The organism is Flavobacterium sp. 9, from assembly GCF_002754195.1.
Taxonomy (GTDB): Bacteria; Bacteroidota; Bacteroidia; order Flavobacteriales; family Flavobacteriaceae; genus Flavobacterium.
Window position 1 is genome coordinate 3238796 of record NZ_PEEU01000001.1, and the last position, 15214, is coordinate 3254009.

Sequence of the window (15214 nt, forward strand, 5' to 3'; positions counted from 1 at the left end):
CCAGATTTAAAATAAATAGAAAAAGCGCTGCAAGTAATTGCGGCGCTTTTTTTGTTTATTGAATTTCACTAGCTAAGAAAAACAGGTGTTTTTACTTGTATTATAATAAGTAATATTAGATATGTTTGATAAAATTAAATTAATAAAAAATACATAAAATGGAAATCCCAAAAAAAATTAGACAAGCAATAAAAGAGAATAAGTTGGTAGTTTTTGCAGGATCAGGTTTGTCTATGAAATTTGGATTACCAAATTGGTCAAAGTTAGTAAAGGATGTAATATCTGAGATTGATATTAAAAAATACAATTCTCTAGTGACTTTGATGGAAGATGAGGTTATGACTCCGATGGAAATTCTAGAGAAATTAAGTTCAGAGCATAGTGATATAAAGAGGTATATAAAGAATAATTTTCAAATAAAAGAAGGTAGTGATTTTTTATTGCATAAAAATATTCTTCAATTATCTGGACAAGTCATTACGACAAATTATGATAATGCTTTTGAATTAGCATCTAATAATAAAATAATCCCTTCAATTTATACTTCCGACTTCAATATGAGTGAAATAGGTAAGAATAATGACAATTACATCTTTAAATTGCATGGGAGTTATGATGTGCCTGAAAGCTGTGTAATATTTAAAGATCAATATGATAAATTATATTCGGAAGATACTTCTGCTAAAGAAAAATTAAAATCGATTTTTGCTGAGCATGTTATATTATTTATTGGTTTCAGCTTTAATGATCCTGATATTAACTTGATTTTTGAAAATTTAGATAATGTTTTCGGTAATAACAATAGGCACTTTATTTTAACTAAAGAGCCGAAAAATTTTGAAAATTTTAAATTTTTAGAAACTATACCAATTCAAAAGTTTGAAGAGATAGATAGTTTTATTGAATCTTGTATAAAGGAAAAAAGTGAAGAGAATGATAGTTTAAATGAAAATTTAATTGAGCAAACAAAAGATCATCTTGAAAATCGAAAAATTGCATTTCTTACCCCCAATCCTTTAGATATAGATTTAAGTGATTTAGAAAAAATAATAGAATGTTTTAATACTATTCAGGCAGATATATATAAGGGAACATTAAATGTAAAAACTCTTGAAAATATTGATGATTTTGATCTTGTTGTTATCGCAAGTAAAATTTTTAAGTCAAAAATTTATATTGAAGATGATAATTTAAAAAATAATTTGATAACACTAGCTGATTTATGTTCAAATATTCCAAATGATAGTATTCCAATAGTTTTTATAACCAATGACGATATTGGAGATATTATATCACATAATATATGTAATATTAAGACATTCAAAAATGCTATTATTAAAAAATTTGTTTTCAAAGCCCTAAGAGAAGGTAATTTCGATTTTGCGGAAAGTGACATTAATTTGAAATCTAAAAATTTTTTGGATTTTACATTTGCAAAAGGGGAGCCATTAATTTTTTCAATATATAATAACAATAGAGATCTAAGCATTGGAAAAAAATCTCTCACAAATGTAATTGGTAGAATAGAAGAGCAATCATTGATTTCATTTAAGTTATTAAATATAATTAAAACAAACAAATTACTTAATATTAAAGCTTCTGGTGGTACTGGAAAAACAACAATCATAAAAAAAGTTGCTTATGAATTATACAACAGAGGTTATTTCAGACAAGGAGTCACGTTTAATTCTTGTGAAAATGTTAAAACTTATAACGATTTTGAAGATTTACTAACAACTGGTTTTAATCTTTCGAATATTTTAAATTTTAAAGACTATTTACAAGAAAATTTCAGTTATAGCAAAATTGATCTTTTAGTGATACTTGATAATTTTGAAACAGTTGTAAATACACTAAATCCAGAAGACTTAATAAAGGTAACAAATTTGTTAAAATTCGTTACTGATTATGCAAATGTAGTTGTAACATCACGAGAAAGGATTTCTTATATGGAAGATTCCGAAGATGTATATTCTTTAACTCCTCTAATAACAGAAGATGCCGAAAAACTTTTCATGCTGTATTATGGTAATATAACTTCAGAAAGTGAAATACGAATTTTGAGGCAGGATATTTTGGAAGATTTACTAAATAATAATCCACTAGCTATAAAGTTAGTTACAAAATCAAGAACTAGACTTACTCACATTAGCGAATTAAAAGAGCTTTTAAAAGAACATTTTTTTGAATCTATAAATGAAGATTTTTCCTCTGTGTTTAACAATAGATCAGACTTAAATATTGAACGTACAAAGTCTATTTTTCAATCTATAAACTATTCATACACTACCTTAAAGAATCAGGAAAAAATTGTTTTTGAATTACTTAGTTTGTTCCCAGATGGAATTAGTTTGTCTAATTTTAAAAAATGCTTTGACAAAAAGAATTCTAAAAATAATATAAGTGATAAAGAATTAAGAATTTTAAAGGATAAATCACTTATTGAAGATTACAATGGCACGCTTCAATTGCAACCAATAATAAGAAGATTTGCAGATTTTCAGTTTAATAAGAGATCAGATGAAATAAAAATGAAATATTGTGTGGATGCTTATGTTTTCAATTGTTTCATTCTTGAACTTATAGAATTTTTAAACAATAAAAGAACATTTTCTGAGGCTTTGAGATTGTATAGCTTTTATAAAAATAATTTATTAAAGGTATTTAGTTATATGCCAGACATTGAGATTTCTGAAAAAGGGAATGTTCCTAATAAAGAATATTTTTTGAACTATATAAATGATATAGTAAAATATATAAGAAGTGAAAAACAGATTGGAGAATTGTATAATGAATTAAAAATAATACGACCTTTTTTTCAAGATTTACCTCATGCTGAAACATTTATAGATGTTTTAGAAATGTATTCTGTTTACTTTAATGAAGAATTTGATAATTCTTATGAAGAGTTATCAAAAATATTGAAACCCGAAGATATTGAAAAAAGGATTTTTAAAGATGAAGATTCTATTGTACGTAGATATAGCACTAAAATAGCTGATATTCATAGTATGGAAGGGCATACCATGAGATTTATAAATTCTTATATACTTAATGATGAGGTAGGTAATTACTTTAGTAACGATCTTTTTTATTTAGGAATTCCAAACCCTACAATTAATAAAAATGAAGGTTTTTATTATTTTGAATATGCATTTATGTTTGGTGAACTAGATGCTACTAAGTTAGAAAGCTATATGAGTAGTCTACATTCAGATGAACACCTTGAGATCATGCAAACGACTTACACCTTGTCAAAGGTTCAAAAGATTCCTCTTAAATTAATCAAAAAACTTGTAGTAACGAATCCATATACAAAAGGACTTAAACAATTAATGGAGGCACTAATAAATGAATGTGAAGATAAAGAACTTTTATTTAAAAAGCTCTACGGAATTTATCTCATATTAAATATTATTATCTAGAAGCACTATATCATTACTGTATTTTTTTAAAGGAAAATAAATCTGAAAATTTTGAAAGTGAATTAAATAAAGGCTTAAGCCTAGCTAAAGAATTTAAATATCAATATCAAGACTTTTTGTTCACTAAATTAAAAAATGAGGATTCCTCATCTTCCTATGCCTTTGATTTTTCATATTATAAAAATGATAAAATTGAAGAATACATAGATAAATATTCTAAGTTTTGGATTAAATATTTTAAAGAGAAAAAAATATTTGAAAAATAAACGTTTTCTTGTTATTAGATTTATAAATAAAAAGACGGTATAAATCGTCTTTTTATTTTACGAGTATTTCTAAAGATAACCGTTTAGCTTCTTTTTTGCTTGATAATTTATATTAGTAAAAGGTTATCGTCCCTTATTCTTCATCATGCTTTTAGATAAGAAGTAAAATGAGTAAAAAGCATCAGTACTTAGTGGGCGGGTCATTTTGAATTGAAATAAATTTTCTATAAAGATTTCAAGTGTTAAGAGTGGATTGGTTGTATTGAAAGAAAAACACTGTAAAAAGATAATTTCAAGTTTTTTAGTTTAGAATTTTATAAATATATATCAAAAAAGTTTTACTTCTCTTTCAACAACTTCTCCAAGTATTCCACTTTCTCTTTTTCAGACTGAACCAAACGCTCATAAAGTTCTACAACTTTATCAAGAGGATTAAAATTGCAATTGTATGCATTTCCATTAATAACGCTTCCGTCATTTAATGTGTTTCCAATAATATTTAAAACCGCTTCTTCGGAGAAATTCTTAATTCCTTCAACAGACACGCCTAAAACTTCGGCAATTGCTTTCAGTTTTTCCTCATCTATTGTTTCGCTGTTTTCAATAGCCGAAATAGCTTGTTGGTTTGTTCCTAAAGCTTGTGCCAGTGCTTCCTGTTTCATATCACGAAGTTCACGAATACGGCTAATTTTTCGCCCTATATGATTTGGTTTTGTTAGTGTGCTCATGATTCAAAGATATTTAAAATTCTTGAGAATTTAAGGTTATAGTACATTACAGATTTGCTTCTGTGTGATACATTTTTTAATGTTTGCAGTGCGTCAAGCAAAAATACGATTTTTCGTATAGATAACAATTCAATCTATTATAGAAAGCTTTAATAATAGTTTTAACATGAAGAAAACAAGCACTTAAACGACTTTTAAAGTCGTTCATAGGGATAATAAAGTAAAAAAGAGAACATGAAGTACCTTTATTGTTGCAAACAACTAAATAAAGTCATCATGAAAACTACTACACTACTTTTTACCGTACTTGTATGCGTGTTTTCTTTTAACTGTTTTGCTCAGCGTAAAGCCCCTAGTCACGCTCCTGTCATTGCAGCAACAGGAAATGCACATTTGCAGCCCGATAATGCCTCAGATGGTAATGATCTTGTTATAGAGTCTTATTGTGTCGAAGAAACGATCAATATGACCTTTGGAAGAAGAGTAACCAGATACGAAGTCTCAAAACTAGACATGGTCAATACCTACGATCTTGGTCCAAACAATACCAGAACGGTAACTCCAATATACAAAAAGCCAAAAATAAAAACAGTTGAAATAGGTATGAATTCAAAAGCTGTTGTTGATAGTGCCAAAGTAGTTATTAAACCGGTTAAGGTTGAGGTTTTGGCTCCGTCAAAAAAAGAGAAATTCATTAAAATTAATGTAGTAAACACTTATGAGAAAATCATAGACAAAGGTTATAAATCTCTGGATATGCTCAAAAAAGTAGCAGACAAGTCTTATTTTGACAATGACATGGAAACCGCTGCCAAATATTACGCACAGCTACTCGAAGAAAATACAGATTTAGATTCCATATATTATTATCGATATGCACAGTCCTTAAAAGAAAGCAACCAACCCGAAAAAGCAAATGAGATGATGATATTATTCGAAAGTAAAAACCTGGCAAATCAGGTCGCTAAGAAGTAAAATTTTAAATGTTATTCTATAGAACAAAAAAGACTATCACATGATAGTCTTTTTTATTGTCAAATGCTTTTAATTTCTATTAATGAAATTTCTAATGTGTTTTCAAGTTTGCTTATGGTTTCAAGAGTTAAATTTTGTTGACCTTTAAGTATCTTGTTTATTTGTTGTGCAGAAACATTCATTTTTTGGGCTAGATCTTTTTGAGATAATCCTTTTTGTTTTAATGCTTCCAGAATATTAATTGCAACTTTTGAAGATTGATCTATCCATTTTTTGTTGGCTTTGTAATAGGAAAATTTTTCTAACCAACCTGACTGCTCGTTAGAAACTAGCTTTTGGAAATTTTCTAAATTTTTTGATTCCATTTTTTAATGTGCTTCTCGATTAGTAATGATTGAATTTTATATTCGGATGTTCTTTTGAGAAATTTAGCTTACAGAATGAAGAGTGTAAACAATATTCGTAGAAGCTAAATTTTGGGCAAAAAAAATACCACTTACAATTGTAAGTGGTATTTAATAAGCTCCCCCTCTTGGGCTCGAACCAAGGACCCTCTGATTAACAGTCAGATGCTCTAACCAACTGAGCTAAGGAGGAATCACCTTAAAGGTAAATATGTTTGCTAAAAAAAGTTGCTCCCCCTCTTGGGCTCGAACCAAGGACCCTCTGATTAACAGTCAGATGCTCTAACCAACTGAGCTAAGGAGGAAGTTGTTGCTCTTTTTAGCGAGTGCAAATATAGATCATTTTTTAGATTCTCAAAAACATTTTTGCACTTTTTATTAATTTTTTTTTCTACTTCATAATTGCTTTATAAATATCGTTCCCGTTAGCAAACAAAAGGAGTGCGATAAGTAAAACGAAACCAACCATTTGTGCATTTTCAAGGAATTTATCACTCGGTTTTCTACCACTAATTATTTCGTATAATAAAAACATCACATGACCACCATCAAGTGCCGGAATTGGCAATAAATTCATAACTCCAAGCATAATTGACAATAAAGCGGTGATTGACCAGAAAGTTTCCCAGCTCCAAGAACTTGGAAAAATGTTAAAAATTGCCGCAAAACCACCAACTTGTTTGTAAGCCTTAGTTTCAGGATTAAAAATCATTTTAAGTTGTTTTCCGTAGCCTACTAATTGATCCTTACCTTTTTCTAGTCCAACCGGAATTGATTCAAAGAAGCTGTAGTTTTTAGTGCTAATTTTATAGTAACCTAGTTTCTCCAATGATTTCATGTCTAAACCACCTGCATATACACCTAATGTTCCTTCTGGAGTAACTTTAAGCGTAATTGGTGTTTCTTTTAAATCACGCAAAACAACAGCAGGAATTGTTTTTCCTTTATTATTAGCTAAGATTGCTTTTGCTTCGTCAAAATATTTTACTTTTTCTCCGTTAAGAGAAAGAATCAAATCTTTAGCTTTCAAATTTTGATTAGGAGATGCATCATCAACTTTTCCAATTGCAAAAGGTACACGTATATTAACCAATAGACCTTTTTCTTCTTTAGATAATTGATCCACAAAATCATTTGGTATTGCAATGGTTTGTTGTTGACCGTTTCTTTCAATCAAAACTTGTTTAGCCATGATAATATTCATGTTTAAACTATTGTCGTAGTTCTCAACTTTCTTTCCATCGATAGATACCAGTTTGTCTCCAGTTTTAAAACCCGCTTTAATCATAGCTGGATTTTCAACGAAAACACCATCTTTCAAATCAGAATTTGCAATATAAGTATCGCCATAAGCAAACGCCATACCTATATATATAATGAATGCCAAAATAAAGTTTACAGTAACTCCACCTAACATAATGATCAAACGCTGCCAAGCCGGCTTAGAACGAAATTCCCACGGTTGCGGAGGCAAAGCCATTTGTTCTTTGTCCATACTTTCGTCGATCATTCCGGAGATTTTTACGTAACCTCCAAGCGGTAACCATCCGATTCCGTATTCAGTTTCGCCAATTTTCTTTTTTAATAGAGAATATTTAACATCAAAAAATAAGTAGAATTTTTCGACTCTTGTTTTAAATAATTTTGCAGGAATAAAATGTCCTAATTCGTGAAGAATAATAAGTAAAGATAAACTCAATAGAAATTGAGAGAGTTTGATAACTATATCCATTTTGTATTTTTAGTTCGTAATTTAACGCACAAAAGTAACGTTTTCTGATTTAATTTGAGACGCAAGATAATACTTAAGGTTTTAAATGTTTGTTAATAATTGATTCTTACTTCTAATAAAGTAACGAAAGCTTATTTTGTGTCTACTTAATTAGTAACTCATTCGCTTAAAATGTTACAAAATACCCTATTATAATGTTTTAAAAACTTATTAAGGATGTTTTTATTTCGTAAATTCTTAGTATATTGGTCATAATTTTCTTAAAAAAATTAACCAAACAGATCAATATGGAATTTTATAAAAGCAACCGCGTTTACATTTGGCTTTCAATTTTTGTTATGTTGTATTTATTAGCTGAGGTATTTGATAAGGGAGAATCTTTGGGTAGAACCTTAGCGCATTAGACTATTAATATTGTAAAAAAAAGAAACTCGGATTTAATCTATTATTTATGAAATCAAATACAATAAGTGAAATTTTTTTAGGTAGAGAACATAAACAAATGTTCACTATAATCTACACAATAATAATAGGTATGTGTTTTTTTTATTTTTGTGGTATGGTATGCGGTAAGGCATTGTTTTATTTACTGAATTAGAGATACTTTAGAGTATTAGTGATGAAAAATGATGCTAATACTCAATCACGATATCATTTTGCTTTACCAGGAAGAAAACAGAAATGCTATAATCTTTAGAATAAACAGAATTTGCTTTAAATGTTTGTTAATTAATAAACATTTAGAATTCTACTTTTATTAAGAAGCTTTAACTTTACTTTTTTAAAGACTATCATTCCTTATAGGTAGTACAAAACTATTAAAAGTTACAATTATGGCTTCACTATTATTTTCTCCACTTAAGATAAAAGACATTACATTAAAAAACAGAATCGTTATTTCGCCAATGTGTCAATATTCCGCAATCGACGGATTTGCAAACGATTGGCATTTGGTTCATCTTGGCAGTCGTGCCAGTGGCGGAGTTGGTTTAATAATTCAGGAAGCAACCGCGGTTTCTCCCGAAGCAAGAATTTCACCTTCAGATCTTGGAATTTGGAAAGATGAACATATCGAGAAACTAAAAACAATCAATGAATTTATCGTTTCACAAAATGCCATTCCGGGAATTCAGTTAGCGCATGCTGGTCGAAAAGCAAGTGTTTCTGCTCCTTGGGAAGGTAATAAAAAATTAGATTTCGCTCAAGGCGGATGGCAAACAGTTTCGGCAAGCGCGATTCCGTATCATGATGACGAACCGTTTCTTCCAGAAGCTTTAGACAAAAACGGAATCCAAAAAATAATTTCAGATTTCAAATCATCAACAAGACGAGTTGTTGAAGCTGGTTATAAAGTGTTGGAAATTCATGCAGCACATGGTTATTTATTGCACCAATTTTTATCTCCATTAACAAATATCAGAACTGATGAATACGGCGGAAGTTTCGAAAACAGAATTCGTTTTACCTTAGAAATTCTGGAAGCAGTTCAAACCGAATGGCCTTCAGATTTACCTTTGTTCGTTAGAATTTCGGCTACAGATTGGGCAGAAGGAGGATGGAATCCGGAAGAATCTGTGCAACTTTCGAAAATCTTAAAAGAAAAAGGAGTAGACTTAATTGATGTTTCGTCAGGCGGATTAGTTTCTTATCAAAAAATTCCTGTTGGACCAGGTTATCAGGTTAATTTTGCAGCGAAAATCAAAAAAGAAGCACAAATTCTAACCGGTGCAGTTGGTTTAATTACCGAAGCCAAACAGGCCGAGGAAATTTTAAAAAACAATCAGGCCGATTTGGTTTTGTTCGCCAGAGAATCGCTAAGAAATCCAAACTTACCTTTAGACTTTGCCAAAGAATTAAACGACGATATTCAATGGCCAAAACAATACGAACGCGCTAAGATTTAAGTAATAAAAAAGGTTGCCACGAATTTCACAAATTAGCACAAATTTTTGCTCAGTTTTAATAAATTATAATTCGCGAAAATTAGTGTAATTCGTGGCGAAAAATAATCTTTTTTAATCATTTTAATCTGTGGCAAAACAAATAAAAGACAAAATGCAAAAAATAAAAACAGCACTATTATCATACGGAATGTCGGGGAAAGTTTTTCACGCACCATTTTTAAATATTCATCCGGGATTTGAATTATTAGGTTCTTGGGAAAGAAGCAAAAAATTAATTCAGGAAGATTATCCAAGCGTAAAAAGTTATCCTTCAATAGATGATTTATTGGCAGATGATGTCGATTTGGTAATTGTAAATACACCAGTTGGAACACATTTCGAATACGCTAAAAAAGTATTATTAGCAGGAAAACATGCCGTTGTCGAAAAAGCATTCACTACAACTGTTGCCGAAGCCGAAGAATTAGGAGCAATCGCAAAAGAGAAAGGATTGAAATTAGCCGTTTTTCAAAACAGAAGATGGGATAGTGATTTCAAAACCGTTCAGAAAATAATTAAAGAAGGAGTTTTAGGAGATTTGGTCGAAGCCGAATTTCATTTCGACAGATATAATCCTTTATTAAGTATAAAAGCACACAAAGAAACCGCAAATGACGGCGCCGGAATCCTGAAAGATTTAGGTCCGCATTTAATCGATCAGGCAGTTTGTTTATTTGGTTCACCAAAATCGGTTTTTGGAGATATTCGTTACACAAGAGATAATTCTTTAGTAGACGATTGGATTGATTTATTGCTGATTTACGAAAATTTCAGAGTGCGCCTAAAAGCAAGTTTCTTTGTTAGAGAAGCAAATCCGGCATATACGATTCACGGAAAAAAAGGTTCTTTCTTAAAACCTCGTGGCGATGTTCAGGAAGACGAATTGAAACTCGGCAAAAAGCCAAACCTAGAATCCTGGGGAACAGAATCTGAAACCCTACAAGGACTTTTGCACACAGATATAGACGGAAAAGAAATCAGAGAGAAAATTCCAACACTTCAGGGAAATTACTTTTCGTTTTTTGAAGGAGTTTATGATTCGATTGCAAATAACAAAGTTGAACCAGTTACAGCACAAGACGGAGTAAAAGTCATGCAAATTATCGAAGCTGCAATCGCAAGTAATGCACAACAAAAAGTCATTAATTTGTAGAAATTTAGCCCACAGATTTGGCGGATAAACGGATTATCACAGATTTGTTTTAAGACAAATATTTTTCTGTAGAGACGCACAGCAGTGCGTCTTTTTTTATGCGGACAGATAAAAAACCTTAGTCCCTTAGTACCTCAGAACCTTAGTTCCTCAAAAATTTATAAACATACAACGTTATAAATTCACGAACTAGTCGGGTTTTATCGTCTGTAAAATTGCTTTTTAGTACTTTTATGGTATTAAATCTAAAATGCATTCGCTTTGATCAATTTCAATCCATTATCATTATTCCAAACCAAGGGGAAAATCAAGAAAGTCTATAGAGAGGCAAAAGCTTCTTATTTAAACCGAATTCGTTTTGCTGTTGGAATGTTTTATTTCGGAATGGGTTTGAGTTTTGCAACTTGGGCGAGTAGAATTCCGGATATTAAAACCGCCTTACATTTAACCGAAGGAGATCTTGGTTCGATACTTTTTGCGCTTCCAATGGGACAATTGGTAATTATGCCTTTTTCGGGAAAAATGGTAACCAAATTTGGGAGTCACCGTATTTTAGTTTTCTCCTTAATAATGTATGTTTTATGTCTTGCTAATTTAGGTTTGGCAACTTCAGCCTTACAATTATCGTTGGGTTTATTTCTGTTTGGATTATTTGGAAATCTAGCCAATATAGCCGTAAATACACAAGGCGTTTATACAGAGGTTCTTTTTAGAAAAACCATCATGTCATCGTTTCACGGAATGTGGAGTTTTGCCGGATTTACAGGAGCTTTGGTTGGTTTAGGAATGCTGGCATTAAACCTCACGCCATTGCATCACTTTATAATTGTTGGAGGAATTGTTCTAATAATGATTGCTTTTAATTTTAAATTTTTGGTCAAAGCCAAAGAAAAAATTAAACATAAAACTTCTGAAAAGAAAAAACTATTTGTAAAACCGGATAGTGCCTTAATCTGGCTTGGTGTAATTGGTTTTTGCAGCATGGCAAGCGAAGGAGTAATGTTTGACTGGAGCGGAGTTTACTTTAAAGATGTCGTAAAAGCGCCCGGGCCATTAGTGATTTTAGGATACACTTCATTCATGATTATGATGGCGAGCGGAAGATTTTTAGGAGATGGATTAATCAATAAATTTGGTCGTGAACGTGTGATGCAAATTAGCGGAATCATGATTTCGGCAGGACTTTTTACAGCAGTATTTCTACCTTATATTATTCCTTGTACAATTGCTTTTATGGCAGTTGGTTTAGGAGTTGCTACAATTGTACCAACTGTTTACAGCATGGCAGGAAAAAATCCAACAGTTCCGCCAGGCGAAGCTTTAACCATAGTTTCAAGTGTAAGTTTTCTAGGTTTTTTAATGGGACCACCAGTTATTGGTCACATTGCAGAAACTTTTGGACTTAAATTTTCTTTTGCTTTTATAGGAGTTTTTGGTGTTTTGATTGCCTTTTTGGTATCTAAAATAAGAACTTCAGAATAATATCCCTCTCGGTAGAGCTTGTAGATCAAAGCAATAGATTTCTTTTTTAGTAAAAGTTAAAAATAAAGTAATTTCTTGTTAATTTTTTAATTACATTTGACTTCAAGTCACTATTTGTTTTGTTGATTTTGAATTTTGCACAACTTTTTTCCAGAAACCAATTTTATCTTTTGATGTAAAGATTAAAATGTTTTGAGAACCAAAGCATTTTTAATCTAAAAACTATTTATCAAAAATAAGTTGGGGATTTCCATGGGAAAAAAATACGTGTTGCTTTTTATTTTATTGTCTTTTAAGGTTGCTTTTCCACAACAGGAAACCACATTCGTTGGAATAGTACTGGATTCGAAAACACAAAATCCTTTAGAAAATGTTGTTGTAAGTATTCAAAATTCGGCAGTGACGCAACTCACAAACAAAAGCGGAAAATTTGAATTACATTCTGTAAAAACAGGTGAACAATTGCTTTTACTGCACAGTCAGGGTTATAAAGATTTGCTTTTAAAAGTCCAGTCAAACCTTGGACGACAAGTAAATTTAGGAATACTTCAATTAGAAGATCGTTTTTCAGATGAAACACCTTCAGCCTTAATTTCTTTATTAGAAAGCGATTTGTCAGATGATAGCAGTTCATCAGAAATGACTTCCGGTTTATTACAATCCTCAAAAGATGCTTTCATGCAAGCTTCGGCTTTCAATTGGGGTCAAGCCCGATTTAGAGTTCGCGGTTTAGACAGCGAAAACGGAACCATGATGTTAAATGGCATGGTGATGAACAAAATCTATGACGGAAGACCACAATGGAGCAATTGGGGCGGTTTGAATAATGTACTTAGAAATCAGGAATTTTCTGTTGGAGCAGCAGCGTCAAACTATACATTTGGAGGTATTTTGGGAACACAGCAAATATTTACCCGGGCTTCAACGTATAGAAAAGGCACTCAGCTTACCTTCTCAGGAAGCAATACAACTTACAATTTACGAGCAATTGGTACTTATGTTTCAGGAATGAATGCTTCTGGTTGGGCTTATGCGATTTCGGCTGGAAAACGCTGGTCTGGAGAAGGCTATTTTGAAGGAACAAATTTTGATGCCGAATCCTTTTTTATTAGCGTAGAAAGGAAATTAAACAAAAGACAATCTTTAAATTTTACCGGGTTTTATACACCAAGTTCTCGCGCAAAAAATTCGGCAAACACAAATGAAGTAACACAATTAACGAACGAGAAATACAATTCATATTGGGGTTTTCAGAATGATGAAAAACGAAACGCCAGAATTAAGAAAGTCGAAGAACCGTTGTTAATGCTCAATCATTATTTTAAGATAAATGAAAAAACAAATCTGAATTCGAGCATAATGTATCAGTTTGGAAAAGTAGGAAACAGCACAATAGATTATCAAAACGCAAACAGTCCGGATCCTAATTATTATCGAAAATTACCAAGTTATTACAGTTCTCTTTATGCAAAAGATAATGGAGAATTTTCGGGAGAATTCACGCCGGATTATGAAAGTGCCGAGAAAAGCAGAATAGCGTTTCTGGAAAAGCCTCAAATAGATTGGGAAGCAATATATCAGGCAAATCAAAAGCCAATTATAAATTCTAATGGAGTGATTACAGGCTATGAAGCTTCGCAAAGTCATTATGTTTTGTATGAAGATCGAACCGACGATAATACAATTGCGGCAAATTCAAATTTAAACATACAGCTTTCAGAAAATAGTGTTTTTGACGGCGGACTTACTTTTAGAAATTTAAAATCACATCAGTTTCAATATCTTTTAGATTTACTTGGAGGACAATATTTTGAAGACATAGACACTTTTTACAGCGGAAATGAAGGGCAATCAGATTTGCAGAATCCGAATCGTCAAGTAAAAGAAGGAGATATTTATGGTTATAATTATAATTTTACAGCAACTACAATTGATGCTTTTACACAGTTTAAATTCTCTTATAATAAGGTTGATTTTTATTTAGGACAATCTTATTCCTTTTCAAATTATCAAAGAGAAGGATTGTATCAAAACGGAATTTACCCAACATCTTCTCTTGGAAAAAGTGAAAAAGTCAATTTTGAAAACTTTGGTTTTAAAGGCGGATTCACCTATAAAATTTCAGGAAAACAGTGGTTGTTTTTTAACGGAATGCATCTTACAAGAGCGCCATCACTTCGAAACACATTTTCGAATTCACGTTTAAATAATTCAATTGTTGACGGAATCGAAAATGAAAATATAAGTAGTGCCGAAGCGAATTATGTTTATCATTCTCCTAGTCTTAAAATGCGAGTTACAGGATATTATACTTTGATAAAAAATACAACCAAAACATCCTTTTTTTATGCCGAGGGAATTTTTGACAGAGGCGCAAGTTACAATAGTACAGATGCTTTTGTCAGTCAAACTTTAACTCATTTAGACAAGAAAAATATTGGGCTTGAACTGAGTTTTGAATATCAAATTTCGATAACATTAAAAACGACTTTTTCTGCTGCTTATGGCAATTATACCTACAATAGTAATCCAAATGTTTCAATAACAAATGATGCAAATGTAGCCAAAGGAGATAGTCAGGCAACTTTTGATTTTGGAGAATCTTATCTTAAAAATTACAAACAATCAGGAATGCCACAACAAGCTTATTCATTTGGATTGGAATATCGAGATCCAAAATATTGGTGGCTGGCATCGAATATTAATTATATGGCGGAAAGTTATATTGATGTTTCGCCTATTGCCAGAACAGCAAGGTTTTATAAAAATTCGATAAGTGGTCTTGTTTTTCCCGAAGCGACTGAAGAGCGCACATTTACATTACTAAAACAAGAAAAATTTGATCCAATGGTACTCTTAAATGTTTCCGGCGGCAAGTCCTGGCGAATCTCCCGAAAATATATCGGACTTTTTGCGAGCATAAACAATGTCCTGGATTTAACCTATAAAACAGGTGGTTTTGAACAAGCCAGAAACGCCAATTTTAGAGCACTTAATCAAGATGTATCAAGTGGAACACCATCATTTGGACCCAAATATTTTTACGGATATGGACGAACTTATTTCGTGAATCTGAGCATCAGTTTATAAAATTTTAAAAACATAT

General features: G+C 31.3%; 9 protein-coding genes and 2 tRNA genes. 6 read left to right on the top strand and 5 right to left on the bottom strand.

Annotated elements, in window-relative coordinates; genetic code table 11:
• The first annotated feature begins 158 nt into the window (after positions 1-158).
• On the top strand, positions 159-3425 hold the full coding sequence (locus tag CLU81_RS13335) for an SIR2 family protein (protein WP_099710260.1): 3267 nt from the start codon (positions 159-161) through the stop codon (positions 3423-3425).
• 604 nt (positions 3426-4029) lie between these two features.
• Here CLU81_RS13335 and CLU81_RS13340 read toward each other — a convergent pair.
• The gene (locus CLU81_RS13340) at positions 4030-4419 is read right to left on the bottom strand and encodes a helix-turn-helix domain-containing protein (protein ID WP_099710261.1); all 390 of its coding nucleotides are present in this window, start codon (positions 4417-4419) and stop codon (positions 4030-4032) included.
• A gap of 276 nt (positions 4420-4695) precedes the next feature.
• On the opposite strand from CLU81_RS13340, the gene CLU81_RS13345 reads away from it, so the two are divergent.
• On the top strand, positions 4696-5394 hold the full coding sequence (locus CLU81_RS13345; protein WP_099710262.1) for a hypothetical protein: 699 nt from the start codon (positions 4696-4698) through the stop codon (positions 5392-5394).
• Positions 5395-5453: 59 nt separating this feature from the next.
• Here the strand turns inward: CLU81_RS13345 and CLU81_RS13350 are convergent, their stop codons facing one another.
• The 4 genes from CLU81_RS13350 to rseP form a co-directional block, all read right to left on the bottom strand.
• A complete protein-coding gene (locus CLU81_RS13350; RefSeq protein WP_099710263.1) occupies positions 5454-5759 on the bottom strand; it encodes a helix-turn-helix transcriptional regulator in 306 nt (101 codons plus the stop codon).
• A 158-nt stretch (positions 5760-5917) separates the two neighbouring features.
• Positions 5918-5991: transfer RNA gene (locus tag CLU81_RS13355), tRNA-Asn, on the bottom strand.
• A 38-nt stretch (positions 5992-6029) separates the two neighbouring features.
• Positions 6030-6103: transfer RNA gene (locus tag CLU81_RS13360), tRNA-Asn, on the bottom strand.
• Positions 6104-6189: 86 nt separating this feature from the next.
• Positions 6190-7530: an RIP metalloprotease RseP gene (rseP, locus tag CLU81_RS13365; RefSeq protein ID WP_099710264.1), complete on the bottom strand. Its 1341-nt coding sequence runs from the start codon at positions 7528-7530 to the stop codon at positions 6190-6192.
• A gap of 833 nt (positions 7531-8363) precedes the next feature.
• Between rseP and CLU81_RS13370 the strand changes: the two genes are divergently transcribed.
• The 4 genes from CLU81_RS13370 to CLU81_RS13385 all read left to right on the top strand — a co-directional run bounded on the left by CLU81_RS13370 (position 8364) and on the right by CLU81_RS13385 (position 15198).
• Positions 8364-9434 carry an NADH:flavin oxidoreductase/NADH oxidase gene (locus CLU81_RS13370; protein WP_099710265.1) on the top strand — a complete coding sequence of 357 codons (1071 nt, stop codon included), beginning with the start codon at positions 8364-8366 and terminating at the stop codon, positions 9432-9434.
• 151 nt (positions 9435-9585) lie between these two features.
• Positions 9586-10626 carry a Gfo/Idh/MocA family oxidoreductase gene (locus CLU81_RS13375; protein ID WP_099712757.1) on the top strand — a complete coding sequence of 347 codons (1041 nt, stop codon included), beginning with the start codon at positions 9586-9588 and terminating at the stop codon, positions 10624-10626.
• A 261-nt stretch (positions 10627-10887) separates the two neighbouring features.
• Positions 10888-12108 (top strand): MFS transporter, encoded by a 1221-nt coding sequence (locus CLU81_RS13380; RefSeq protein WP_099710266.1) that lies wholly within the window; start codon positions 10888-10890, stop codon positions 12106-12108.
• 252 nt (positions 12109-12360) lie between these two features.
• Positions 12361-15198, top strand: coding sequence for a carboxypeptidase-like regulatory domain-containing protein (locus tag CLU81_RS13385; protein ID WP_099710267.1), 2838 nt, complete (start codon positions 12361-12363; stop codon positions 15196-15198).
• Positions 15199-15214: the final 16 nt, after the last annotated feature.

Coding starts and splice junctions, on each gene's coding strand:
- CLU81_RS13335 (WP_099710260.1), top strand. CDS start 159: ATGGAAATCCCAAAAAAAATTAGACAAGCAATAAAAGAGAATAAGTTG.
- CLU81_RS13340 (WP_099710261.1), bottom strand. CDS start 4,419: ATGAGCACACTAACAAAACCAAATCATATAGGGCGAAAAATTAGCCGT.
- CLU81_RS13345 (WP_099710262.1), top strand. CDS start 4,696: ATGAAAACTACTACACTACTTTTTACCGTACTTGTATGCGTGTTTTCT.
- CLU81_RS13350 (WP_099710263.1), bottom strand. CDS start 5,759: ATGGAATCAAAAAATTTAGAAAATTTCCAAAAGCTAGTTTCTAACGAG.
- rseP (WP_099710264.1), bottom strand. CDS start 7,530: ATGGATATAGTTATCAAACTCTCTCAATTTCTATTGAGTTTATCTTTA.
- CLU81_RS13370 (WP_099710265.1), top strand. CDS start 8,364: ATGGCTTCACTATTATTTTCTCCACTTAAGATAAAAGACATTACATTA.
- CLU81_RS13375 (WP_099712757.1), top strand. CDS start 9,586: ATGCAAAAAATAAAAACAGCACTATTATCATACGGAATGTCGGGGAAA.
- CLU81_RS13385 (WP_099710267.1), top strand. CDS start 12,361: ATGGGAAAAAAATACGTGTTGCTTTTTATTTTATTGTCTTTTAAGGTT.